The organism is Streptomyces sp. NPDC056948 (assembly GCF_042674225.1).
Classification (GTDB): domain Bacteria; phylum Actinomycetota; class Actinomycetes; order Streptomycetales; family Streptomycetaceae; genus Streptomyces; species Streptomyces purpurascens.
Map to the genome: position 1 here is coordinate 1 of NZ_JBHUQX010000140.1, position 21092 is coordinate 21092.

Annotated in this window: 18 protein-coding genes, 1 tRNA gene and 1 pseudogene; 10 read left to right on the top strand and 10 right to left on the bottom strand. The window is 72.7% G+C overall.

The genetic code is table 11. The features are described 5' to 3' along the window. Window positions 1-134: 134 nt before the first annotated feature. The 4 genes from ACFTZL_RS19510 to ACFTZL_RS19525 form a co-directional block, all read right to left on the bottom strand. A tRNA-Ser gene (locus tag ACFTZL_RS19510) sits at window positions 135-219 on the bottom strand. A gap of 45 nt (window positions 220-264) precedes the next feature. Continuing rightward, on the bottom strand, window positions 265-696 hold the full coding sequence (gene tadA, locus ACFTZL_RS19515; protein ID WP_382584071.1) for a tRNA adenosine(34) deaminase TadA: 432 nt from the start codon (window positions 694-696) through the stop codon (window positions 265-267). A 56-nt stretch (window positions 697-752) separates the two neighbouring features. Beyond that, window positions 753-1289, bottom strand: coding sequence for a hypothetical protein (locus ACFTZL_RS19520; protein WP_382584074.1), 537 nt, complete (start codon window positions 1287-1289; stop codon window positions 753-755). A gap of 743 nt (window positions 1290-2032) precedes the next feature. After that, complete coding sequence (locus ACFTZL_RS19525) at window positions 2033-2266, bottom strand: hypothetical protein (RefSeq protein ID WP_382584107.1); 234 nt, start codon at window positions 2264-2266, stop codon at window positions 2033-2035. A 132-nt stretch (window positions 2267-2398) separates the two neighbouring features. On the opposite strand from ACFTZL_RS19525, the gene upp reads away from it, so the two are divergent. Then, entirely contained in the window at window positions 2399-3034 is a 636-nt protein-coding gene (gene upp / locus ACFTZL_RS19530) for a uracil phosphoribosyltransferase (protein WP_382584077.1), read from the top strand. An 80-nt stretch (window positions 3035-3114) separates the two neighbouring features. Here upp and ACFTZL_RS19535 read toward each other — a convergent pair whose 3' ends face one another. Beyond that, window positions 3115-3732: a LytR C-terminal domain-containing protein gene (locus ACFTZL_RS19535; RefSeq protein WP_382584109.1), complete on the bottom strand. Its 618-nt coding sequence runs from the start codon at window positions 3730-3732 to the stop codon at window positions 3115-3117. Window positions 3733-3861: 129 nt separating this feature from the next. Next, window positions 3862-4158, bottom strand: coding sequence for a type II toxin-antitoxin system VapB family antitoxin (locus ACFTZL_RS19540; protein WP_003999914.1), 297 nt, complete (start codon window positions 4156-4158; stop codon window positions 3862-3864). Between the two features lie 106 nt (window positions 4159-4264). Here ACFTZL_RS19540 and ACFTZL_RS19545 point away from each other — a divergent pair, with 106 nt between their 5' ends. Next, a complete protein-coding gene (locus ACFTZL_RS19545) occupies window positions 4265-6037 on the top strand; it encodes a helicase HerA-like domain-containing protein (RefSeq protein WP_382584112.1) in 1773 nt (590 codons plus the stop codon). 72 nt (window positions 6038-6109) lie between these two features. On the opposite strand, the gene ACFTZL_RS19550 is transcribed toward ACFTZL_RS19545, so the two are convergent. The 3 genes from ACFTZL_RS19550 to ACFTZL_RS19560 all read right to left on the bottom strand — a co-directional run bounded on the left by ACFTZL_RS19550 (window position 6110) and on the right by ACFTZL_RS19560 (window position 7861). After that, a complete protein-coding gene (locus ACFTZL_RS19550) occupies window positions 6110-6433 on the bottom strand; it encodes a hypothetical protein (protein WP_382584080.1) in 324 nt (107 codons plus the stop codon). A 70-nt stretch (window positions 6434-6503) separates the two neighbouring features. After that, on the bottom strand, window positions 6504-7097 hold the full coding sequence (locus tag ACFTZL_RS19555) for an HhH-GPD-type base excision DNA repair protein (protein WP_382584083.1): 594 nt from the start codon (window positions 7095-7097) through the stop codon (window positions 6504-6506). 47 nt (window positions 7098-7144) lie between these two features. Then, window positions 7145-7861, bottom strand: coding sequence for a siderophore-interacting protein (locus ACFTZL_RS19560; protein ID WP_382584086.1), 717 nt, complete (start codon window positions 7859-7861; stop codon window positions 7145-7147). An 86-nt stretch (window positions 7862-7947) separates the two neighbouring features. Between ACFTZL_RS19560 and ACFTZL_RS19565 the strand changes: the two genes are divergently transcribed. The 8 genes from ACFTZL_RS19565 to ACFTZL_RS19600 all read left to right on the top strand — a co-directional run bounded on the left by ACFTZL_RS19565 (window position 7948) and on the right by ACFTZL_RS19600 (window position 20292). Beyond that, window positions 7948-10041, top strand: coding sequence for a penicillin acylase family protein (locus ACFTZL_RS19565; protein ID WP_382584089.1), 2094 nt, complete (start codon window positions 7948-7950; stop codon window positions 10039-10041). After that, entirely contained in the window at window positions 10034-10642 is a 609-nt protein-coding gene (locus tag ACFTZL_RS19570; RefSeq protein WP_382584092.1) for a GNAT family N-acetyltransferase, read from the top strand. Before ACFTZL_RS19565 ends, ACFTZL_RS19570 begins: the two co-directional genes overlap by 8 nt. Then, a complete protein-coding gene (locus ACFTZL_RS19575) occupies window positions 10639-11112 on the top strand; it encodes a cupin domain-containing protein (RefSeq protein ID WP_382584095.1) in 474 nt (157 codons plus the stop codon). The genes ACFTZL_RS19570 and ACFTZL_RS19575 overlap by 4 nt, the downstream gene beginning before the upstream one ends. 221 nt (window positions 11113-11333) lie before the next feature. Then, window positions 11334-13154 carry a copper resistance protein CopC gene (locus ACFTZL_RS19580; RefSeq protein WP_382584115.1) on the top strand — a complete coding sequence of 607 codons (1821 nt, stop codon included), beginning with the start codon at window positions 11334-11336 and terminating at the stop codon, window positions 13152-13154. A gap of 134 nt (window positions 13155-13288) precedes the next feature. Beyond that, window positions 13289-15847, top strand: a complete 2559-nt coding sequence (locus ACFTZL_RS19585) for a SpoIIE family protein phosphatase (protein ID WP_382584097.1) — start codon at window positions 13289-13291, stop codon at window positions 15845-15847. Window positions 15848-15853: 6 nt separating this feature from the next. Then, entirely contained in the window at window positions 15854-16339 is a 486-nt protein-coding gene (locus tag ACFTZL_RS19590) for an MSMEG_6728 family protein (protein WP_382584100.1), read from the top strand. Window positions 16340-16489: 150 nt separating this feature from the next. After that, window positions 16490-18664 (top strand): hypothetical protein, encoded by a 2175-nt coding sequence (locus ACFTZL_RS19595; protein WP_382584103.1) that lies wholly within the window; start codon window positions 16490-16492, stop codon window positions 18662-18664. A gap of 5 nt (window positions 18665-18669) precedes the next feature. Further along, on the top strand, window positions 18670-20292 hold the full coding sequence (locus ACFTZL_RS19600; RefSeq protein ID WP_382584105.1) for an amino acid ABC transporter substrate-binding protein: 1623 nt from the start codon (window positions 18670-18672) through the stop codon (window positions 20290-20292). Window positions 20293-20320: 28 nt separating this feature from the next. On the opposite strand, the pseudogene ACFTZL_RS19605 reads toward ACFTZL_RS19600, so the two are convergent. Continuing rightward, a pseudogene (locus ACFTZL_RS19605) lies at window positions 20321-21092 on the bottom strand (DUF234 domain-containing protein); the annotation flags it as partial.

Here is a 21092-nt window from a genome sequence, read left to right on the forward strand (position 1 = left end):
ATGCTCCTCAAGGCCGCGATGGTCGACGGCCGCACCGACCTGGGCGTGATGGCCTGCGGCCAGGTCGGGGGGCTCATCGACGACCTGCCGTCCTGGCCCCGGGCTAGAACAAGCGACGGGGCCCTTCACAAGAGCGGTAGCGGAGGGATTTGAACCCTCGGTGACTTGCGCCACACTCGCTTTCGAGGCGAGCTCCTTCGGCCGCTCGGACACGCTACCGAGGGAGACATTACAGCAAGGGTCGGCGTGCTCAGAAATCGGTATTCAGCGGTTCCGGAAGAAGTCGCTCAGCAACCGCGCGCACTCCCCGGCGAGCACGCCCTCGATCACCTCGGGCCGGTGGTTGAGCCGCCGGTCGCGGACCAGATCCCAGAGGGAGCCGGCCGCGCCGGCCTTCTCGTCACGGGCGCCGTAGACGAGACGGTCGACGCGGGACTGCTGGATGGCGCCCGCGCACATCGTGCAGGGCTCCAGCGTCACCACGAGGGTGCAGCCGGCGAGCCGCCACCCGCCGAGCTCGGCGGCGGCCCGGCGGACGGCGAGGACCTCCGCGTGGGCCGTCGGGTCGCCGCCGGCCTCGCGTTCGTTGTGCCCGGCCGCGAGCACGGTCGTGCCGTCCGGGGCCAGTACGACGGCGCCGACGGGGACGTCCCCGCCCCGGACGGCCTCGGCGGCCTCGTCCAGGGCGAGTCGCATCGCGGGCCGCCAGGGGTCCCGTACCGGATCCGGTGGTCCCGGGCCGACGGGACCGGTCAGCGGACGGCCTCCAGCGTCTCCGAGGCGCCCAGGGACTCGGCGATCTCGGTGACGGCCTCCGTCGACATCAGGCGCAGTTCCTTCTCGCTGACGCCCAGGTCGTCGAGGATCTGGACGTCGCCGACCGGGCCGTGCGGCACGGCGTCGGCGGAGCCTGCGGTCCCGTCGCCGTCCTCGGCTTCGTCCTCGTCGGACTCACCGTCCTCGGTGCCGTCGAGATCGAGGGCGTCCAGGTCGTCCCCGTCGTCCGGATCCCGGCCGAGCAGCTCATCGGTGAGCAGGATCTCGCCGTAGCTGCTGCGGGCAGCGGCGGCGGCGTCCGAGACGTAGATACGAGGGTCGTCCTCGCCGTCCACGCGGACGACGCCGAACCAGGCGTCCTCCTGCTCGATGAGCACGAGCACCGTGTCCTCGTCGGGGGAGGATTCACGGGCCAGGTCGGCCAGATCCGACAGGGTTTCCACATCGTCGAGCTCTGTGTCGCTCGCTTTCCACCCGTCTTCGGTGCGCGCGAGCAGTGCGGCGAAGTACACCGTGACTCTCCCACTGGTCAGAGGCGTGCCGGTTGGGGGTCCCCCCGGCGGAGGTTGAGGGCGGGGAGTGCTCGTCCGAGCCCCGCCCACTCGGAATCGTGGCAGAAACAAGGCGTTCAGGGGACGTCTTCGGCACCCTGTGTCCGGCAGTTTTGATCGCACGCTCGTTGCCGCCACCTGCGGATCGTACGCGGCTTTCCCCCACTCCACGCACGGTCATCGCGACAACGCCCGCGCGGTTCGTGATCTTCTCCGACGGTTTCCTCACCCGTTTCCTACCGGCGGAACACTCGGGCGTCCCACGGTCGGACGCGTGCGGTTCCGCCGGCGGACGCGTCAAGGCCCCACCGTCGGAACGCATACGGGTCCTCCCGACGGAAGGCGTACCGGTACCCTGGTCGGCCGCGCACGACCCTGCGCACCGGACGCGCCCGGGCCCCCGGACGGACCCGTGGCAAACCGGTTCGGGCGACACCGACGGCCGCGTGCGGGTCCCACCCACGGACCTGTGCGGGTCCCACGGTTGGACGCGTGCCGGTTCACGGGCGGACGCAGCGGCCGTGGCAGCGAAGGCGTCCGGGTCCTCCGGACGGACCCGTGGCGGCGCCACGGCAAACCCGTGCGGGCGCCACCGACGGACCCGTCCGGGCCCCATGGTCGGACAGCGTGCCGGCGGCACCGATGGGTGCGTGTGGGTGTCGGCGGCGTACCCGTGTGGTGCCCTCGGGTGGCGTGGGCCGGTGTTACCAGCGGAACGTGCGCATGCGCATGGCGTGTCGCAGGCGGGCCGTCTTGGCGCGGCGGGGCTGGACTCGGTCGCGCAGTTCGCGGGCCTCGGCGAGGTCGCGCAGGAAGCGGGCGCGGCGTCGGCGGCGCTCGGCGGGCGACACGTCCGGCTCGTCCGTCCGGCCGGCCGCCGGGTCCGCCCCGGGCCATGCGCGCGGTGACAGATCTTCTCGGAAATCCCGGTCGGGCATCTGGCTCATCACCCCCAGTTCGTCCTTCCCGCCTTCCCTCGGACGGGCGATTGACGCCAGGCGAACGGGTGACAGCCCGCCGGTGGGCTTGCCGTGCGACCGGTGCAACCCGGCCCGGCTACTGTTGTGGACATGCGTCTCCACGTCGTCGACCACCCACTGGTCGCCCACAAGCTCACCACGCTGCGCGACCAGCGCACCGACTCCGCGACCTTCCGCCGTCTCGCCGACGAGCTGGTCACCCTGCTCGCCTACGAGGCCACGCGCGACGTGCGCACGGAGCAGGTCGACATCCGGACGCCGGTCGCGACGACCACGGGCGTCAAGCTCTCCTACCCGCGCCCCCTGGTGGTGCCGATCCTGCGGGCCGGGCTCGGCATGCTGGACGGCATGGTCCGGCTGCTGCCGACCGCCGAGGTGGGCTTCCTCGGCATGATCCGCAACGAGGAGACCCTCGAGGCCTCCACGTACGCGACGCGGATGCCGGAGGACCTGTCGGGACGTCAGGTGTACGTGCTGGACCCGATGCTCGCCACCGGCGGCACGCTGGTCGCGGCGATCCAGGAGCTGATCAAGCGCGGCGCCGACGACGTGACCGCCGTGGTGCTGCTGGCCGCCCCGGAGGGCGTCGAGATCATGGAGCGCGAGCTGGCCGGCACCCCGGTGACGGTCGTGACCGCCTCGGTCGACGAGCGCCTGAACGAGCACGGCTACATCGTGCCGGGCCTCGGCGACGCGGGCGACCGGATGTACGGCGCGGCGGAGTAAGGCACCCCCGGACCCCTTGAGGGGCCCTCGCATCAAGCCCCTCGACAGCCCGTCTCAACAGCCCGTCTCAGCAGCCCGTCTCAGCAGCCCTTCTTCGGCGTCGCCGCCGGCTCGGGCCTGGCCAGCTTGGTCAGGGCCCGGTCGGCGTCGGGCTTCTTCGCCAGATCCTTGAAGCCGTCGCCGATGACGAGGTCGACGGCGGCGCCCTTGCGCGCCTCCTCGGTACGCCGTTCGGCGTCCGGGAGCTGCGTGCCGAGCACGGGCAGCGAGCTGTCGAGGGCGGCGGCGGGGCCGAGCAGCACGCCGGTGCCCTTGACCTTCTTGTCGTACTGCTTGGTCGCGTTGCCCACGTCGCCGATCTTGAAGCCGCGCTTCTTCAGCTCGTCGGCGGTCTTCTTCGCCAGACCACTGCGGGTGGTGGCGTTGAAGACGTTGACCGTGATCGTGCGCGGCTCGGGCAGCGCCTTGGCGGGGGGCGAGGCGCTCGCCTTGGTCCTGGGGGCGCAGTCCGTGCCGTTGCCGGCTGCCGAAGCCTTTCTGCCACCGCCGGTGAAGACGTCGATGAGCTGCAGCGTGCCCCAGCCGCCGACGCCGAGCACGGTGACGGAGGCGACGACCACGACGACGAGCCTGCCGCGCCGCCGGGGCCCGCGCATCCGGGGGTGCTTGTTGCCCGTGATGCGGTATTTGCCGCCCATGCCGGGGGGAGTCAGCATGCTCATGAGCGCAGCGTAGTGCGCCTGGGCGACGATGCCTACTAGATGATCATTCGACATCGCCCAGACGGACCAGACGAACCCGAAAGGGCAACCCGTTACCGGCGGGGGTCAGTCGAGCTCGAGCACGCGCGCGTGCAGCACCTGGCGCTGCTGGAGCGCCGCCCGCACCGCGCGGTGCAGGCCGTCCTCCAGGTACAGATCGCCCTGCCACTTCACGACATGCGCGAAGAGGTCGCCGTAGAACGTCGAGTCCTCGGCGAGGAGGGTCTCCAGGTCCAGCTGCCCCTTGGTCGTCACGAGCTGATCGAGGCGGACCGGGCGCGGCGCGACGTCCGCCCACTGCCGGGTGCTTTCCCGGCCGTGGTCGGGGTACGGCCGGCCGTTTCCGATGCGCTTGAAGATCACACGGAAAGCCTACCGGGCAAGACGTTCCGGGCGCAGCCATGGCGCCGTAGTGCGACGCTGAAAAAAACCCCACAAGGCGGTACGAACCGGGAACAGGGGCGTGAATATGCCGGACCGCGAGACCATGCCGTCGGCGCCGGCTCCGGAAGTGTCGGAGCGTGCCGCCGCCCTCCCCCAGGAGGCCCTGAAGATCGCTTCCGGCTACGCCTTCTCCGGACCCGCCCTGCAGCTGGGCGCCCTGCTGTGGGACGGGCAGTGCCTGCCGGACGCGCAGATCCGGGTGCCGCTGGCGATGCTCAACCGCCACGGCCTGGTCGCGGGCGCCACCGGCACCGGCAAGACCAAGACGCTCCAGCTCATCGCCGAGCAGCTTTCCGCCCAAGGGGTGCCCGTCTTCCTCGCCGACATCAAGGGCGACCTCTCCGGGATCGCGGCGCCGGGCCGCTCGGACGCCCGGGTCGAGGGCCGGGCCAAGGACGTCCACCAGCGCTGGACGGCGACGGGGTTCCCGGCCGAGTACTACGCCCTCGGCGGCAACGGCCGCGGCATCCCCGTCCGGGCCACGGTCACCGGCTTCGGACCGGTGCTGCTGTCCAAGGTGCTGCGGCTGAACCGGACCCAGGAGCAGTCCCTCGCCCTGATCTTCCACTACGCCGACAGCAAGGGCCTGGAGCTGGTCGACCTCAAGGACCTCAGGGCGGTCGTGACCTTCCTGACCTCGGACGAGGGACGGCAGGAGCTGAAGACGATCGGCGGTCTGTCGGCCGCCACGGCCGGGGTGATCCTGCGGTCCCTGACGGCCTTCGAGGCGCAGGGCGCGTCCGGCTTCTTCGGGGAGCCGGAGTTCGACACGGCCGAGTTGCTGCGGACGGGTGAGGACGGCCGCGGCGTCGTCTCGGTCCTGGAGCTGAACGCCGTACAGGACCGGCCGCAGCTCTTCTCGACGTTCCTGATGTGGCTGCTCGCCGACCTCTTCCACGACCTGCCCGAGCTCGGCGACGTCGACAAGCCCCGGCTGGTCTTCTTCCTCGACGAGGCGCATCTGCTCTTCGACGACGCCTCCGAGGCGTTCCTGGAGTCGATCACGCAGACCGTGCGCCTGATTCGCTCGAAAGGGGTCGGCGTCTTCTTCGTGACGCAGACCCCGAAGGACGTACCCGCCGATGTCCTCGCCCAGCTCGGCAACCGCGTCCAGCACGCGTTGCGCGCCTTCACACCCGACGACCAGAAGGCCCTGAACGCCACGGTGAGGACCTTCCCGAAGTCCCCCTACGACCTCGAAGAGGTGCTGACCAACCTGGGGACGGGCGAGGCGGTGGTGACGGTGCTGAGCGAGAAGGGCGCCCCGACGCCCGTCGCCGCGACCCGGCTGCGCGCGCCCGAGTCCCTGATGGGTCCGGTCGGGCAGGAGGCCCTGGACCGGGCGGTGCGGGAGTCGCCGCTGTACGAGCGGTACGCCCGGGCCGTGGACCGGGAGTCGGCGTACGAGCGGCTGTCGGACGGCCGGGGCGGCCGCGGGGCGAAGGGGCCGGACGAGATGCGGGAGGCCACCGCCCCGGTGGAGGAACGTACGGAAGAACGGCCGTCCGCCGTGGAGCAGGTGGTCGGCAGCGGGGTGTTCAAGTCCCTGGCCCGGTCCGTGGGGACGGATTTGGGTGGGGAGATCTGGGGGTGGGTTTTGGGTAGTGCTCGGGGGTGGGGGCGGCGTGGGCGATTGTTCTGCTCTGTGCCGCCTCCGCCGCCGCGGGTGGATCAGTCGCGTTCCCGTTCCTTCGAGGGGTGCCGCGGCTTCCGCGTGTCCGGCTGGGAAGGGGGCTTGGGGGCGCTTCGGGCGGCCTCCGCGCGCAGCAGGGCGCGCAGGACCGCGTACGGGTCTTGAAGCATGGCTGTTCCTCGTCGTTCCTCGTCGTTCCTGTTCCGTGCGGGGCTGAGGGACCGGTGTCCGGTCCGGTCAGCAGCGCAGGACCTCGGAGCGCAGGGGGCGAGGGTCGTGCGGCGGGCCCGGCGGTACGGGCACGGGGCGCGGTGCGGTGTGCGCGGGCCCGGGGGCCGGGAGCGGGGCGGGGCGCAGCGGGACGGCGGTGCGCCGGGCGGCCCGGGCCGACGGGCGCAGGGCGGTGTCGAGGACATCGCACTCGACGGCCGTGCTCTCCCCGGAGACGGTGACCGTCGGCCCTGTGTGCGCCTCGGCGTGCGCGCCCGGCACGAGCAGGGCGAGCAGCAGGACGAACACCCGCAGCCATGAGTTCCGGAAGGTGCCGCGCGGGACCGTCATGATCCATGCTTGGACCGGGCCGGAAGGGCCCGCCACCTGGGGCGGGCCACGTGGCTGACGCCTGTGGGCGTTACTGGCCGGCGGCCTTCGCCGCCTTGGCCGCCGCCTTCATCTCCTGCTTGTGTGCCCGCACCTTGATCAGCGACTCGGGCCCGGTGATGTCGGCGACGGAACGGAAGGACTGCGCCTCGCCGTACGCGCCCGCGGCCTCCCGCCACCCCGTCGGCCGCACCCCGAGCTGCTTGCCGAGCAGGGCGAGGAAGATCTGGGCCTTCTGCTTGCCGAAGCCCGGCAGCCCGGCCAGCCGCTTCAGCAGCTCCGTGCCGGTGCCGACGTCCTTCCAGACGGCCTCGGCGTCACCGTCGTAGTGCTCGACGAGGTACTGGCACAGTTGCTGGATCCGCTTGGCCATGGAGCCCGGGTAGCGGTGCACGGCCGGCTTCTGCGAGAGCAGCGCGGCGAAGGCCTCGGGTTCGTGCGCGGCGATCTCGTGCGCGTCCAGGTCGTCCGTGCCGAGCCGCTGGGCGATCGTCGCCGGGCCCTTGAACGCCCACTCCATCGGGACTTGCTGGTCCAGCAGCATCCCGACCAGTGCGGCGAGCGGACTGCGGCCGAGCAGCGCGTCGGCCTCGGGGTCCTGGGCGAGGTGAAGGGTGACGTCCATGCCCCGATCATCCCCCGGCCCGGGCCGGGCCGCGCTCCCGCAGCCCTCTAGGACGCGCGCCAGTACCCCAGCGCGTGCACCCGCTGCTTGGGCAGGCCCAGTTCCTTGCGTACGTAGGCCGCCAGGGTCCGGGTCGTCGCCGTGTCGCAGGCGATCCAGACATACGGGTCGGAGGCGTCCTGGAGCAGTCCGGGCAGGTCCGCCTTCACCTGGTCGACCAGCTCGGCACCCTGGCGCGGCACCTTGCGCAGCTCGTGCCGGGCCGGGTCGGTGCGGAACGGCAGGTCCTCGCCGCCGCCCTCGAACCAGACGGTGGCCGGGGCGGAACCCAGGGCGTCGAGCAGGGAGTTGATGGCCGGCAGCGAGGCCGGGTCGCCGACGGCGAAGACGTGCGAGGGCGCGGGGCTCGGGTGTTCGAAGCCGGTGCCCTGGACGGTCGCCTCGACGGTGTCGCCCGGCTCGGCCGTCCTGGCCCAGTCGCTGGCGCACCCCTCGTGCAGGGCGAACTCCAGGCTGAAGGTGCCGGCCTCCGGGTCGGGGTCGACCAGGGTGTAGGCCCGCTGGTGGGGCTTGCCCGCGTTGTCGAACCACAGCCGGACCCACATGGTCGGATGGACGCCGGTCACCGCCAGCAGACCGCCGTCGGTGAAGGAGAGCCGCCGGTAGTCCGGGGTGACGTCCCGCGCGCCGGTCACGGTGAACACGAAATCCTTCGCGCGCAGCAGCTTGAGGACCGCGCCTTCCCAACCCCGCCCCTGCCCCATCGCTTGTTCACCCTTCACGTACTATTCCGGACGATCAACTTAGGCAAGCCTAACCTAAAGAACCCTAGGAACAGAAGGAGCACAGCGTGGCCACCGAGATCTACCGTGATGCCTGGGGCATTCCGCATCTGCGCGCCGGCAGCGCGGCCGAACTCGCCCACGCGCAGGGCCGCGTCACCGCCCGCGACCGGGCCTGGCAGCTCGAGGCCGAGCGGCACCGGGCCCAGGGCACCTCGGCGTCCTTCCTCGGCGAGAGCGCCCTCGCCTGGGACCGGTTCGCCAGACGGGCCAGACTCGACGACACGGCCAGACGCTGCTTCGCGGATCTGGAGAGACGGGACCCCGAGACGGCCCGGTGGGTGCGGGCGTACGTCGACGGGGTCAACGCGGGGCTGGCGGAGGGGGCGGGGGCGGCCCCCGAGTTCGCCCGCACCGGCCTCACGCCCGGGTCCTGGCAGCCCTGGACGCCCCTCGGCGTCTGGCTCGCCACCCACATCCTCTTCGCCGGGTTCCCGGCCAAGCTCTGGCGCGAGCAGGCCCTGGCCCACCTGGACGCGGACGCCATCGGCCTGTTCGCCACCGACGGTCCCGGCACCTCAGGCAGCAACGGCTGGCTGGTGAGCGGGGAGCGGACCGTCACCGGGCAGGCGGTCATCGCCGGCGACCCCCACCGCTGGATCGAGGATCCGGGCGTCTACCAGCAGATCCACCTGTCCTGCCCGGAGTTCGACGTCGTGGGCCTGGCCGTCCCCGGTGTCCCCGGCATCGCCCACTTCGGGCACACCGGCTCCGTCGCCTGGGCGATCACCAACGCCATGGCCGACTACCAGGACCTCTACCGGGAGCGGCTGCGGCGCACCGGGGTCGGAGTGGAGGCCCTCGGCCCGGACGGGGTCTGGCACCGCGCGGCCCGGCACACGGAGACCGTCGAGGTGGCGGGCGAGGAGCCGGTCGAGGTCGAGGTGATCGAGACCGGCCGGGGCCCGGTGGTCATCGGCGGCCCCGAGGGCCTCGACGGCGACCCTGCGGACCTCTTGGGCGTGCCGGTGGCGATCAGCCTGCGCTACCCGCCCCGCGTCACCGGCGATCTCGGCTTCGGCGCCCTGCTGCCGCTGCTGCGGGCCCGCCGGGTCGCCGACGTGGACCGGGCCTTCGACCGGTGGGCCGAGCCGGTCAACGTCGTTCAGGCCGCCGACACCGAGGGCGGTGTCCTGCACCGCGTGGCCGGGTGGGTGCCGCTGCGCGCCGAGTCCAACCGCATGCGCGTGGTGCCCGCCTGGGAGCCCGGCCACGCATGGCACGGCCGGCACGAGACGCCCCGCGCCGGGCTCACCGACGGCGTCGCCGTCATGGCCAACCAGCGCGGCCCGGCCGAACCCCTCGGCGTCGAGTTCGCCCCGCCGCACCGCGCCGGCCGCATCGCCGCGCTGCTCTCCCGCAAGGAGCGCTGGTCCGCCGCCGACATGCCCACGATCCACACGGACACCCACCTCGCCTCCGCGGGCCCCCTCCTGGACCACCTCCGTGCCCTCGGCGGCCTCACCCCCGACGCCGCCGCCCTCCGGGACCGCCTCCTCTCCTGGGACCGCCGTATGGACGCCGGCAGCGCCGACGCGGCCCGCTACGCGGCGGTGCGCGGAGCGGTCGTACGACACCTGGCCGCGCACCCGGCCTTCGCCGCGCTCGCCGTACCACCGGCGTACCCGGAGGTGTTCCAGCCCTGGCTGGCCCTCCTCCCGCGGGTCGGCTTCGCCCTCGAACACCTGCTGCGGGCCGAGGACCTGTACGGAATCGACCGCCCGGCGGCCGTCCGCGCGGCGCTCGAGGACGTGGCCGGGCGGCCCCCGGCCGGTGTCTGGGGCGACACACACCGGCTCACCCCCTGGCGACCGCTGCACCCCGAGACGCCGTACGACGAACCGGCGCTGTCCGGCGACCACGACTGCGTGCTGTGCACCTCGGGCGTGCCGGGCCTCACCGACCGCGCCGCCCGCGGCCCGGCGGCCCGTTACGTCTGGGACCTGGCCCGGCGCGACGACAGCCGCTGGGTGGTCCCGCTCGGCGCCTCTGGCGTCCCCGGCTCGACCCACCACCGCGACCAGCTCCCCCTCTGGCTCGCCGGAGATCTCGTCCCGGTCGTCACCGACTGGACCCTGCTGAAGAAGGAAGCCGATGTCTGACCCGTACGCCTCCCGCGCGGCCGTCCACGAGCAGGCGACCGACGGCTTCGGCACCGTCCGCGTCCTGCCCCTGGACCCGGAGGCCGACGCCGCCGTGATCCACCGCTGGGTGAACGAGGACCGGGCCGCCTTCTGGGGCATGAACGACCTCACCGAACGGCAGGTGGCCGAGACCTACGCCCACCTGGACACCCTCGCCACCCACCACGCCTTCCTCGTCGTCCGGCACGGCGAGCCGGTCGCCCTCCTGCAGACCTACGAGCCCGAGGCCGACCGCGTCAGCGAGTGCTACGACGTCCGGCCCGGCGACATCGGCGTCCACCTGCTGCTCGCCCCCGCCGGCCCGGGCGGCACACGCTCCGGCTGGACGGCCCGGCTGGTGGCGTCCATCGCCGGATACGTCCTGCTGGGCCTGGGCCGCCGGAGGGTCGTGGTCGACCCGGACGTACGCAACGAGAGGGCCGTGGCCCGCTTCCTCAAGCTGGGCTTCACGGAGGGGCCGGTGGTCGTCCTTCCGGAGATCGACCTCCCGGACGTGTACCTGCCCGAGAAGAAGGCGCAGCTCGCCTTCCTCGACCGGGAAGTACTCTTCCCCGGGTGACTCCCGACGAGCTCGTCGCCCACTACGGACTGGAGCCGCTCCCGCGCGAGGGCGGCCTGTTCCGGCAGACCTGGGCCGGTCCCGAACGCCCCGACGGCAGACCCGAGGGCACGGCGATCGTCGCCCTCCTGACAGCGGACGCCTTCTCCGCCCTGCACCGCCTGCCGACCGACGAGGTCTGGCACTTCTACCTCGGCGATCCCCTGGAACTCCTCCTGCTCGCCCCGGACGGGAGCACCCGGACGGTGGTGCTGGGACCGGATGTCCTCGGCGGCCAGCACGTCCAGTTCACCGTCCCGGCAGGTACCTGGATGGGCGGGAGCACCCGCGGGCAGTGGACCTTGTTCGGCTGCACGATGGCGCCCGGCTTCACGTTCGAGGGCTATGAACACGGGGATGAGGCGGAGCTGACGGCGCGCTATCCGACGGAGGCTGCTCGGATCGCAGGGCTGTCGCGACCTGCTTCTTAGGGGCGCGGGGCTGTATCGATTTGCGGCTCCGCCGCGTGCGCGCGAACAACCCCCACACACCCGCAGCCGCCACACCACACAAACCACCCTCCCCGCTGAGCGCCGAACAACTCCCATCCGTACGTATCCCGAGGCCGGAAATCCCGAACACGGAGAACCACGTGGACCCACGGCGGAACGAGGAGCGCAATGTCGGACACCCCCGGCGATTCCAAGCCCTGGTGCTGCTCGGCACCGTGCTGGTCCTGCTCTTCCTCAGTGGAGCCCCCGCCTCGGCCCACGCAGCCCTGCGCACCACCGACCCTGACGATGGATCCGTCGTCAAACAGGCCCCCCGCAGCGTCACCCTGACCTTCACCGAATCCGTAGGCCTGCTCGACGACTCCTTCCGGGTCTTCGGCCCCGACCAGCGCCGCGTCCACACCGGCGAGGCCACGCACGCGGACGGCCGCTCCGACACGGCCCGGGTCGGCCTGCCCGGGAAGCTCGCCCAGGGCACCTACACGGTGGCCTGGCGTGTGGTGTCCGCCGACAGCCACCCGGTCTCCGGCGCCTTCAGCTTCTCCGTCGGCAAACGGTCCGCCACGACCACGCAGATCGACACCGGCCCGGACGAGGACCCGCTGACCGGCGGCCTCTACGACGCCGCCCGCTACCTCGCCTACCTCGCCGCCGCGCTGCTCGTCGGCGCGGCGGCGTTCGCGCTGCTGTGCCGTCCCGCGAACAGGTCCCCGCTGCGCAGGCCGCTGGTGACGGCCTGGTGGACGCTGCTGGGCTCGACGGCCGTCCTGCTCCTGCTGCGCGCCCCGTACGAGGCGGGCGCGGGCCCGGCGTCGGCCTTCGACGCCTCCGCCCTCGGCCGCACCCTGACCAGCCGCCCGGGCCTGGCCCTGCTCGCCAGGCTGGCCGTTCTACTGCTGACCGCCGCCTTCCTGGTGTGGCTGTCCAGGCGCCGTGACCGCCGCGACCGCAGGGATCCCGTAGCGCTGGCCGTGGGCACGGCCCTGGCCGTCGGACTGGCCCTGACCTGGGCGGCGGCCGAGCACGCCTCCGCCGGGATCCAGGTGCCGCTGGCGATGACGTCGTCCGTGCTGCACCTGCTGGCGACCGGGGTCTGGCTGGGCGGGCTCGTGGCACTGCTCCTGACCCTGCGCCGTTCGTCCGGCGAGGACCTGACGGAGGTCGTGCCCCGCTTCTCCCGTATCGCCTTCGCCTCGGTGACGGTCCTGGTCGTCACCGGCGTGTACCAGTCGTGGCGCGGCCTCGGCTCCGTCTCCGCGCTGACCGGCACGTCGTACGGCCGGCTGCTGCTCGCGAAGCTGGTCGCGGTGACCGCGCTGGTGCTGGCGGCCGGGTACTCGCGCCGTTGGACGGCACGCCTCGCGGCACCGGCGACCGCCCGGACGGTGGCCGTACGCGAACGGGTCGCGCAGCCGGTCGGCGCCCCGCTGTCGCCGGAAGCGACCGGAGGGCCCGGGATGCCGGACGCCGAGGAGCCGGAGCAGCCGGAGGCGCCGGCTCCCGAGCCGGGGGACGGGGACGGGGACGTGCGGCGGCGTGGTCTGCGCCGTTCCGTGCTCATCGAGGTCGCCGTCGCCGCCGTGGTGCTGCTGATCACGACGCTGCTCACCACCACGCTGCCGGGCCGCGCGCAGGCCGAGGCAGCGCAGCAGGCCCCGGCGGGCGCGCTGCCGCCCACGACCCTGATCACGGTGCCCTACGACACGGGCACGGACTCCGTGACCGGCCGAGGATCGGTGCAGGTCACCGTGGACCCGGCCCGCGTCGGCGAGAACGGCGTCCAGGCCGTGGTCTACGGCTCCGACAAGGGTCTGATCGTCATCCCCGAGGTCCGCGTCACCTTCACCCTGCCCTCCCGGAAGGTCGGCCCGATCGACGCCGAACTGACCGACGTGGGCGGCTACTGGAGCACCAACTCCGTCAACCTGCCCCTCCCCGGGAACTGGACGATGAAGACGACCGTGCGGGTGTCGGACGTCGACCAGGTGACGGTGTCGAAGAAGGTGCGGATCGTGTCCTAGCCGCAGCGGTTGTCGAGGAACACGTTCCCAGCCGGTGGCGGCACGGTGATACCGGCCGTAATCGGGGTAACCAGGTGATAATTGCGCTTGTCCGGGGTTATGGCTCATTCACCCCGAGAGTGAGATGACCGATCATGGAGCAGCCCGTCAGCGTCGGCCGGGCCGGCCGGTCGCTCGGAGAAGCACCCGGAGCCCTCGAAGCACTCGTCGGCGAAGCCCTCACCGCCCGCATCACCCTCGATGAACACGGCACGGTGACCGGCTGGAACGCGGGCGCCGAGCAGCTCCTCGGGTACGCGTCCGGGCAGGTGACCGGCCGCCGTGCCGCGGATCTGCTGGCCGAGCCGATCCCCGTGCGGGGCGGCATGCCGGCCCTCGCCGGACTGCCTCGCTGGAACGGCGACGTCGCGCTCCGGCACCGCGACGGCCGCAAGCAGACGGTCAGGATCCTCGCCCACCACAGGGAGCCCGGCACCGGCCCCCGCGCCTGGCTCATCGTCTCCGCCCTGGCCGGTGGGCAGCCGCGGCCCAGCCTCGACGAATCCCTCGTGAGCTGGAGCTTCGCCCAGTCCCCGTGCTGCGCCCTGGCGATCTACGACACCCGGCTGAGACTGCGGCGGGCCAACGCGGACATGGAACGCTCCACGGCGCTCACCGAGGAGGAGATGGTGGGGCTGCGCGTGTCCGAGATCGTCGACGACGACGCCGGTGAGCGGGCGGAACGCAGCATGGCCCGGGTGCTGCGGACCGGCGAGCCGGAGTACCAGGAGAACTACCTGCGCGCCCCCGGGGAGGACCACGAGCACGCCTGGTCGGTCTTCCTGTCCGCGCTGCGGGACCACGACGGCACCGTCCAGGGTGTCTGCCTCTCCGCGCACGACATGACGGAGCAGTTCTGGGCCCGCAAGCGGCTCCAGCTCATCGCCGAGGCCGGCCGGCGCATCGGCAGCACGCTCGACGTGACGCGCACGGCCCAGGAGCTGGCGGACGTGACCGTCCCCGCCCTGGCCGACTTCGTCAGCGTCGATCTGCTGGACACGCTGGACGACGTACCCGAACCGCCCGCGCACACCGTTCCGGCGGACGGGCCGCTGCGGCTGCGGCGGGCCGCGCTGCGGTCCGTGACTCCGGGGGCACCGGAGTCGGCCGTGGCGGCCGGCCAGGTGGATTCCTACCCTCCGGGCTCGGCGCCGTTCGAGAGCCTGCGCACCGGGCGGCCCGCCCTGCACGAGGTGACCGACCCGGAGTTCGCGGCGTGGCTCGCACGCGACCCCGCCCGCGCCGCCCGGGTCCGGGCGTTCGGCATCCACTCGGTGATGACCGTGCCCCTCGCCGCACGTGGCACCACCCTGGGCGTCGCCTTCTTCGTCCGGTACCGCAGCGCCGAGACCTTCCACCACGACGACCTGGTCCTGGCCGGGGAACTGGCGGCCAGGGCGGCCGTGAGCATCGACAACGCCCGCCGCTACACCCGGGAGCGTGCCACCGCGGTCACCCTCCAGCGCAGCCTCCTGCCGCAGCGGCTGCCCCGGCAGGCCGCGGTCGAGGTCGCGTCCCGCTATCTCCCGGCGGGCGGGCATGCCGGCGTCGGCGGGGACTGGTTCGACGTCATCCCCCTCTCGGGCGCGCGGGTGGCGCTGGTCGTCGGCGACGTCGTCGGCCACGGCCTGCACGCCTCGGCGACCATGGGGCGGCTGCGCACGGCCGTACGCACCCTCGCGGACATCGACCTGCCGTGCGACGAGCTCCTGACCCACCTCGACGACCTTGTCGCCCGGCTGAACAAGGAGGAGCAGGGGGAGACCTCCGGCCACCCGGACACCTCAGGCCACCCGGACACCACCGGACACTCGGACACCACCGGACACTCGGACACCACCGGACACTCGGACACCACCGGCCACCCGGAAACCTCCGGCGACGTCGGCGCGACCTGCCTGTACGCCGTCTACGACCCCGTGTCGCGGAACTGCTGCCTCGCCGGGGCCGGGCATCCCGTGCCGGCCGTGGTGAGCCCCGACGGCGCTGTCGAGCTCGTCGGCCTCCCGGCCGCGCCCCCGCTCGGCGTGGGCGGCCTGCCCTACGAGGCCACCGAGATCGACATCCCCGAGGGCAGCCTGCTCGCCCTCTACACCAACGGCCTCATCGAGAACCGGGACCGCGACATCGACGCCGGGGTCCACCGGCTCCGGGAGTCCCTCGCCCGCCCGGCGACCTCGCTGGACGCCCTGTGCGACACGGTGCTCTCCGACCTGCTGCCGCAGCGCCCGGCCGACGACGTGGCCCTGCTCATCGCCCGTACCCGCGCGCTCGACGCGAACCACGTCGCCACCTGGGCGGTGCCGGCCGACCCGTCAGCGGTCGCCCAGACCCGCAAGGACGTGGTGGCGCAGCTCGCGCGGTGGGGGCTGTCCGACGCCGTCTTCGTCACCGAGCTGGTCGTCAGCGAACTCGTCACCAACGCCATCCGCCACGCCGAGCCACCGATCCAGCTCCGCCTGATCCACGACACGACCCTCATCTGCGAGGTCTCCGACGGCGGCAACACCGCTCCCCATCTGCGACGGGCCCGCTCCTATGACGAGGGCGGCCGCGGCCTGCTCCTCGTCGCCCAGCTCACCGAGCGCTGGGGCACCCGCCAGAGCGCCACGGGCAAGACCATCTGGGCGGAACAGACACTGCCTCTCCCGTGAGGACGGATGCAGACCTTCCTTCCCTACCCCGGCTTCCGGGAGTCGGCCCTGGTCCTGGACCGCCGCCGGCTCGGCAAACAGCGGGTCGAGGCGCTGCAGGTGCTGCGCGGCCTGGTCATACCGGACTACGCGTGGCGCCGGCACCCGGCCGTGCGGATGTGGGCCGGCTACGAGGAGGCTCTGGTCCGCTACGGCCTGGAGATCTGCCGCGTCTGGCGTGAACAGGGCCATCAGGACACCTGCGCGGCCACCCTCGTCGCCGACCTCGCGGCGACCCGCCCCCACGCGCCGGTACGGGACCAGCCCCTGCTGGCCGCCAAGGGCGAACTGCCCCCCTGGCTGGGCGACGACACCTTCCACCGCAGCCACCGCTCGGCCCTGGTCCGCAAGGACGCGACCACGTACGCGGAGCTTTTCCCCGGGGTCCCCGACGACCTCCCCTACGTCTGGCCCACGTCGGACCGGACCGACGAGCGACCGCCGGAGGGATGACCCCCGGCCACGGTCCGCGCGATCACCGGCAACTTCCGTCCGTGCCACCCCCGTTGTCCGGTCAGAGGTTCCGTGTTCCACTGAATCTTTTCTGGCACATCGGTCACGGGTCACCCGCCTCCGGGCGGGCAGGCACTCCATGGGGGGTCCGTGTGTGAAGAACTGGGGTTCGAGAAACTCCTCGGCGAGGAGGGCTTCTTCGCGCGGCTGCTCGGACGGACGCCGTCGGGGGCCGGCCGGGACCTGATGTACGGCTCCGACCTGCCCGTCGTCCTGCTCACCGGCGGCCCGGGCATGGGCAAGGGCCGCCTGCTGCGCGCCGTACGGGACCGCTTCGCCGCCAAGGTGCCGGTGATCCACCTGGACTGCGCCTCACCGGTGTACGCGGACCGCGCGGACCCGGAGCCCGGCGCCCGCTCGGCCACGACCGAGGCCCTGGTCGAGGTCGCCCGCCGGCTGTGCACCTGGCAGGGAACGGGCGGCTCGTTCACCTTCCCGCGGCTCTTCCCGGGACTGGCCATGATCGCGACCGGCGTCACGGAGGGCACGCCCGAGGCGGTCGCGACGGAGGCCGAACGCTATGAGGGCCTGGCCCAGAAGCAGCGCCTGCGCGGCCTGGGCACCGGCGACTTCTGGCGGGGCGTGCTGCGCGGCGCCATCCGGAACCTGCTGATGACCCTGTACGGGCAGGCACTCGACCCGTACTCGGCGGCCGTCAGCAACGCCCTGCTGGACGCCCTCTTCCAGCGTCTGGCTCCCCGGGGCAGGGCGGAACTGGAGCGGCTCTACGGCGCCTATCCCGGCGCGGCCGGCCAGCCCAGGATCGGGCTGCGCATCCTCGCCGCCGACTTCCGCGCCGGCGGCGAGGCACGGGAGGTGGCGGAGAGCTTCCTGTTCCGGGCCCTGCGCGAGGACCTGGAGGCGGCGTACGCCTCGCCCTCCGGCTGGCTCCGCCGGGTCGGCCGCCCGGCCATGCTGCTGGACCACGCCGAGTCGCCCCTCGGCGAGCGACTGCTGCGCGCCGTCCTCACCGACCGCCGGGCCGGGCAGCGCGACCGCGTGGTGATCGTGGGCACGGCACGCCGTTCGGACGGCGGAGCGTTCCTGCACGGCGGCCTGCCGCCCGAGGAGGCGGCGCCCCCGGCGGAGTACCGGCCGGCCGACGGCGCCCCGCCCGCCTGGTCCCGGCGTACGGACGAGGCCGCGGACCGGGCGCCCCTGGCCGACGGCGTGGTCCTGCTGCGGATGCCGCTGCTCACCGGCGACCAGCTCCGCCGCGAGACCGTACGAAGACAGCAGCGCGCCGAGCCGGAGGGCGGCACCAACCGCCGCCGTATCGACGCCGCCGTGGCCCGGCTGAGCGGCGGCCGTCCGCACACGGTGATCCGGCTGTCCGCCGCCGCGGCGGCCTTCCGCATGCCGGCGGACGCCAACGACCGCGACATCCTGGACGCCCCGCTGCGACTCCCCGGCGACGACACCCCCGAACGCCCGGTCGCGGACGTCCTGCTCCGCGAACTGATCCTGGACCAGTTACCCGTACGGCTGCCGACCGAGCACCGGGCCCAGTGGCTCGACCTCCTCTCCCACCTGTCGGTGGCCCACGACACGGAGTGCGCGGACGTCCTGCTCCGCCACCACCAGTTCGGCCACGTCCACCACCTGACCGCCCATCACGTGTCCCAGCTCCTCACCGACACCGGATGGCCCACCTGCGAACGCCACTTCATCGGCGACTTCGGCCTCCGCCAACTGCTGGTGCACCGGCTCTACGGCCTCCGCCCCGGCGGCGCCGCCTGGTACGCCGACCACCATCTGCTGCGCGACCACTACGCGGAACGCGCGGCGGGTCAGGCACAGGGCGCCCAGGGCGACGGGGCCTTCCGCTCGCTCACCGCCCACCGGATGAACCACCACCTGGTGTCCGGCGGCGCGGACGACGTGGTCAGCCACCTCGCCGCCACACTCCCCGGTCGCCCCGGCGCATGGTGCGCGGACCTGCTGGAGATCGCCCAGGCCCCCTATCCGGGCGGGGCGGACGCCCGGCGGGAGCGCGCCCAGGGCCTGGTGGTGGCGGACGGCCCGCCGCTGCGCCGGACCGTCGACCAACTGCTGCACGCGGTCTGGCTGTGCGAGGAGCGGACCAGGCCGACCGGCAAGGAGACGGCCCGCACGCTGGCCAAGCTGCTGGACCTGCTCTCGATCATGGAGTTCGAGGGCGCGGGCCGCCTCAGCAGGACGGCGACGGACTGGAGCGGCCTCGCGGAGAACGAACAGCCCCTGCTGCGCTGCACCTGCACCGAACAGCTCCGGCGAAGGAGATAACGGGCATGCCCAGATGGCGGAAGATCCTCTACTCGGTGTTGCTCGTAGGGGCGATCGTGGCAGGCGTGACCCTCACCACCTCCCTCCTCAGCAGGCCGGACACCTGCGCCGACGGCGTCGAGCGGATCGAGGGCGAGTGCGTCGGCGTCAACGGCGAGGGCTACGACTTCGACACCCCGGAGATCGCCGACGTGGCCCGGGCCATCGCACGCGAGAACCAGAGGATCGCGAACCAGCCGCATGTCACGGTGGCGATGATGCTGCCGCTCCAGTCGGACCGCGAGGCCCTGCGCCGGCAGATGCGCAGCGACCTCCAGGGCGCCTACCTGGGCCAGCGGCAGGCCAACGAGGGCGAGGGCGAACCACCCAGGATCCGCCTGGTGCTGGCCAACCCCGGGCAGGCCTACGGCCGTCAGGCGAAGGTCGTGGACACCCTCCTGCGGATGGCCGCCTCCCCCGAGGACCGGCTGCGCGCGGTCACCGGCTTCAACCTGAGCCTCGCCGCCACGGAGGCGGCGGTGAAACGCCTGACGGAGAACAAGATCCCGGTACTCGCGGCCCGGATCAGCGGCGACAGAATCGCGAACGAGGACCGGCCTGACGGCATGGCCGCTCTGAAGTTCCCCGGCCTGGCCCGCATCCTCCCCACCAACAACGACGCGGCCCAGGCCCTGGCCAACTTCAACGGCGAACGCGGCCGCCGGAACCTCAGGACGGTCCTGGTCTACGACAAACGCCCCGACGGCTACAACGAGTCGCTGGCCAGGGCGTTCAGCAGGATCAAGGAGAAGGGCCCGGCCGGCCCCGCCGCGATGTCCTTCGAGTCCCCGTCCATCGACGAGGCGGGCTCGACCGGCAACCAGTTCACCCAGACGGCCAACAACATCTGCGACTCCGAGGCCGACACGATCTACTTCGCGGGCCGCACGCTCCACCTGCGCATCTTCGCCCTCAAGCTCGCCCAGGTGGGCTGCGAGAACCGCCACTACACCATCGTCAGCGGCTCCGACGCGGCCTCGCTGCGCCAGGCCATGACCGAGAAGGACTGGGCCCGGCTCCGCGGCGACGACGGCAGGCCGAAGGTGACGGTGCAGTACGCGGCCCCCGCGCACCCGGACGCCTGGACGACGGAACTGACGAACTGGACGAACACCTACAAGGCAACCCACACCGAGAAGCCGCCCACCCAGGACCTCCCCCAGTACCTCACGGAACCGAAGGCGGCCCTGGACACCCTCAGGAACCAGATCACTGCCACCCGACGCGAGGGCATCAAACTCGGCTCCACCCCGAACCTGGACGACTCCCGCACGATGCTCGTCTACGACGGCCTCATCACCATCGGCAAGGCCCTCCACCAGGCCCAACGAGGCGCCCCCGAGACCACCGCCCCCACCCGCGAGGACGTAGGCCGCCAGTGGTCCCTCCTCCAGTCCCGCCACCGGGTCCAGGCCACCAGCGGCCTGATCTGCCTCACCACAGGCGGCAACGCCTACGACAAACCGGCCGCCATCGTCGAACTCGACCCGGGCCGAAAAGGCGAGGGCACCCTGAAGTTCGTCGGCCTGGGCTGGCCGGCGGGCAAGCCCCAGCCGAAGAACTGCGTGATCCCGAGCACGACGCCCTGATCCCGGGGTGCGGCTGCTCAGCCCCTGCTCACGCCCTGCGCCAGGCGCTGAGCAGTTCTTCGGGTCCGTACGCCGCATGGAGCCCGGAACAGCCGATCCCGTTGCGGGAGACCGCCACGAGGGGGACCGGGCCGTCGGTGATCGCCGCCCGGTGCTTCTGGAGTGCGGCCAGGTCATGGCTGTCGAACGCGGCCAAGTCGATCTCGACGTCGTTGCTGCGGGTCCAGTACCCGCTGATCGCCGGGGCGGCGGGCAGGAGTCCGTCAGGCAGGAGACGGGCCAGGGACTCCCGGACGAGAGGCTCGATCGCGCGGCCCCGCCAGCTCGTCCACTGCTCCTTGATCCGGCTCAGCGTGAGGTCCCCCCGCAGCCGCTCGATCTCCGCCATGTGCGGATACATCCGCTCCGGGCCGCCACTCCGCGCAGATCAGCGGCAGACCACCCGTGACCAGGGCGGCATCGAAGGCCGCCGCCGGCGAGAGCCTGAGCATCTCACCGATGTCGGCCGGGTTCAGCGGCCCCACCACCATCTCCCGGCCCCGCTGATGGAAGGGGCGGTCGTAGTTGTTCAGCGCCTCCATCATCGACAGGTCGGATCCGACCAGGAGGAGAAGTACGGGCTTGCGGCAGAGCAGGCGGTCCCATGCTCCGGGGGTTTCCTCCGAGAAGAGCGCCCGCTCCGGGAGGGTGGATCTGGCGACGGCGTCGAGCAGCTCTGTCAGGTACGGCGTCTCGGTACGCCGGAGGAACTCCTCGACGAGACTGGACTTGCCGACCCGCCTCCGTCCGCACCACGACGA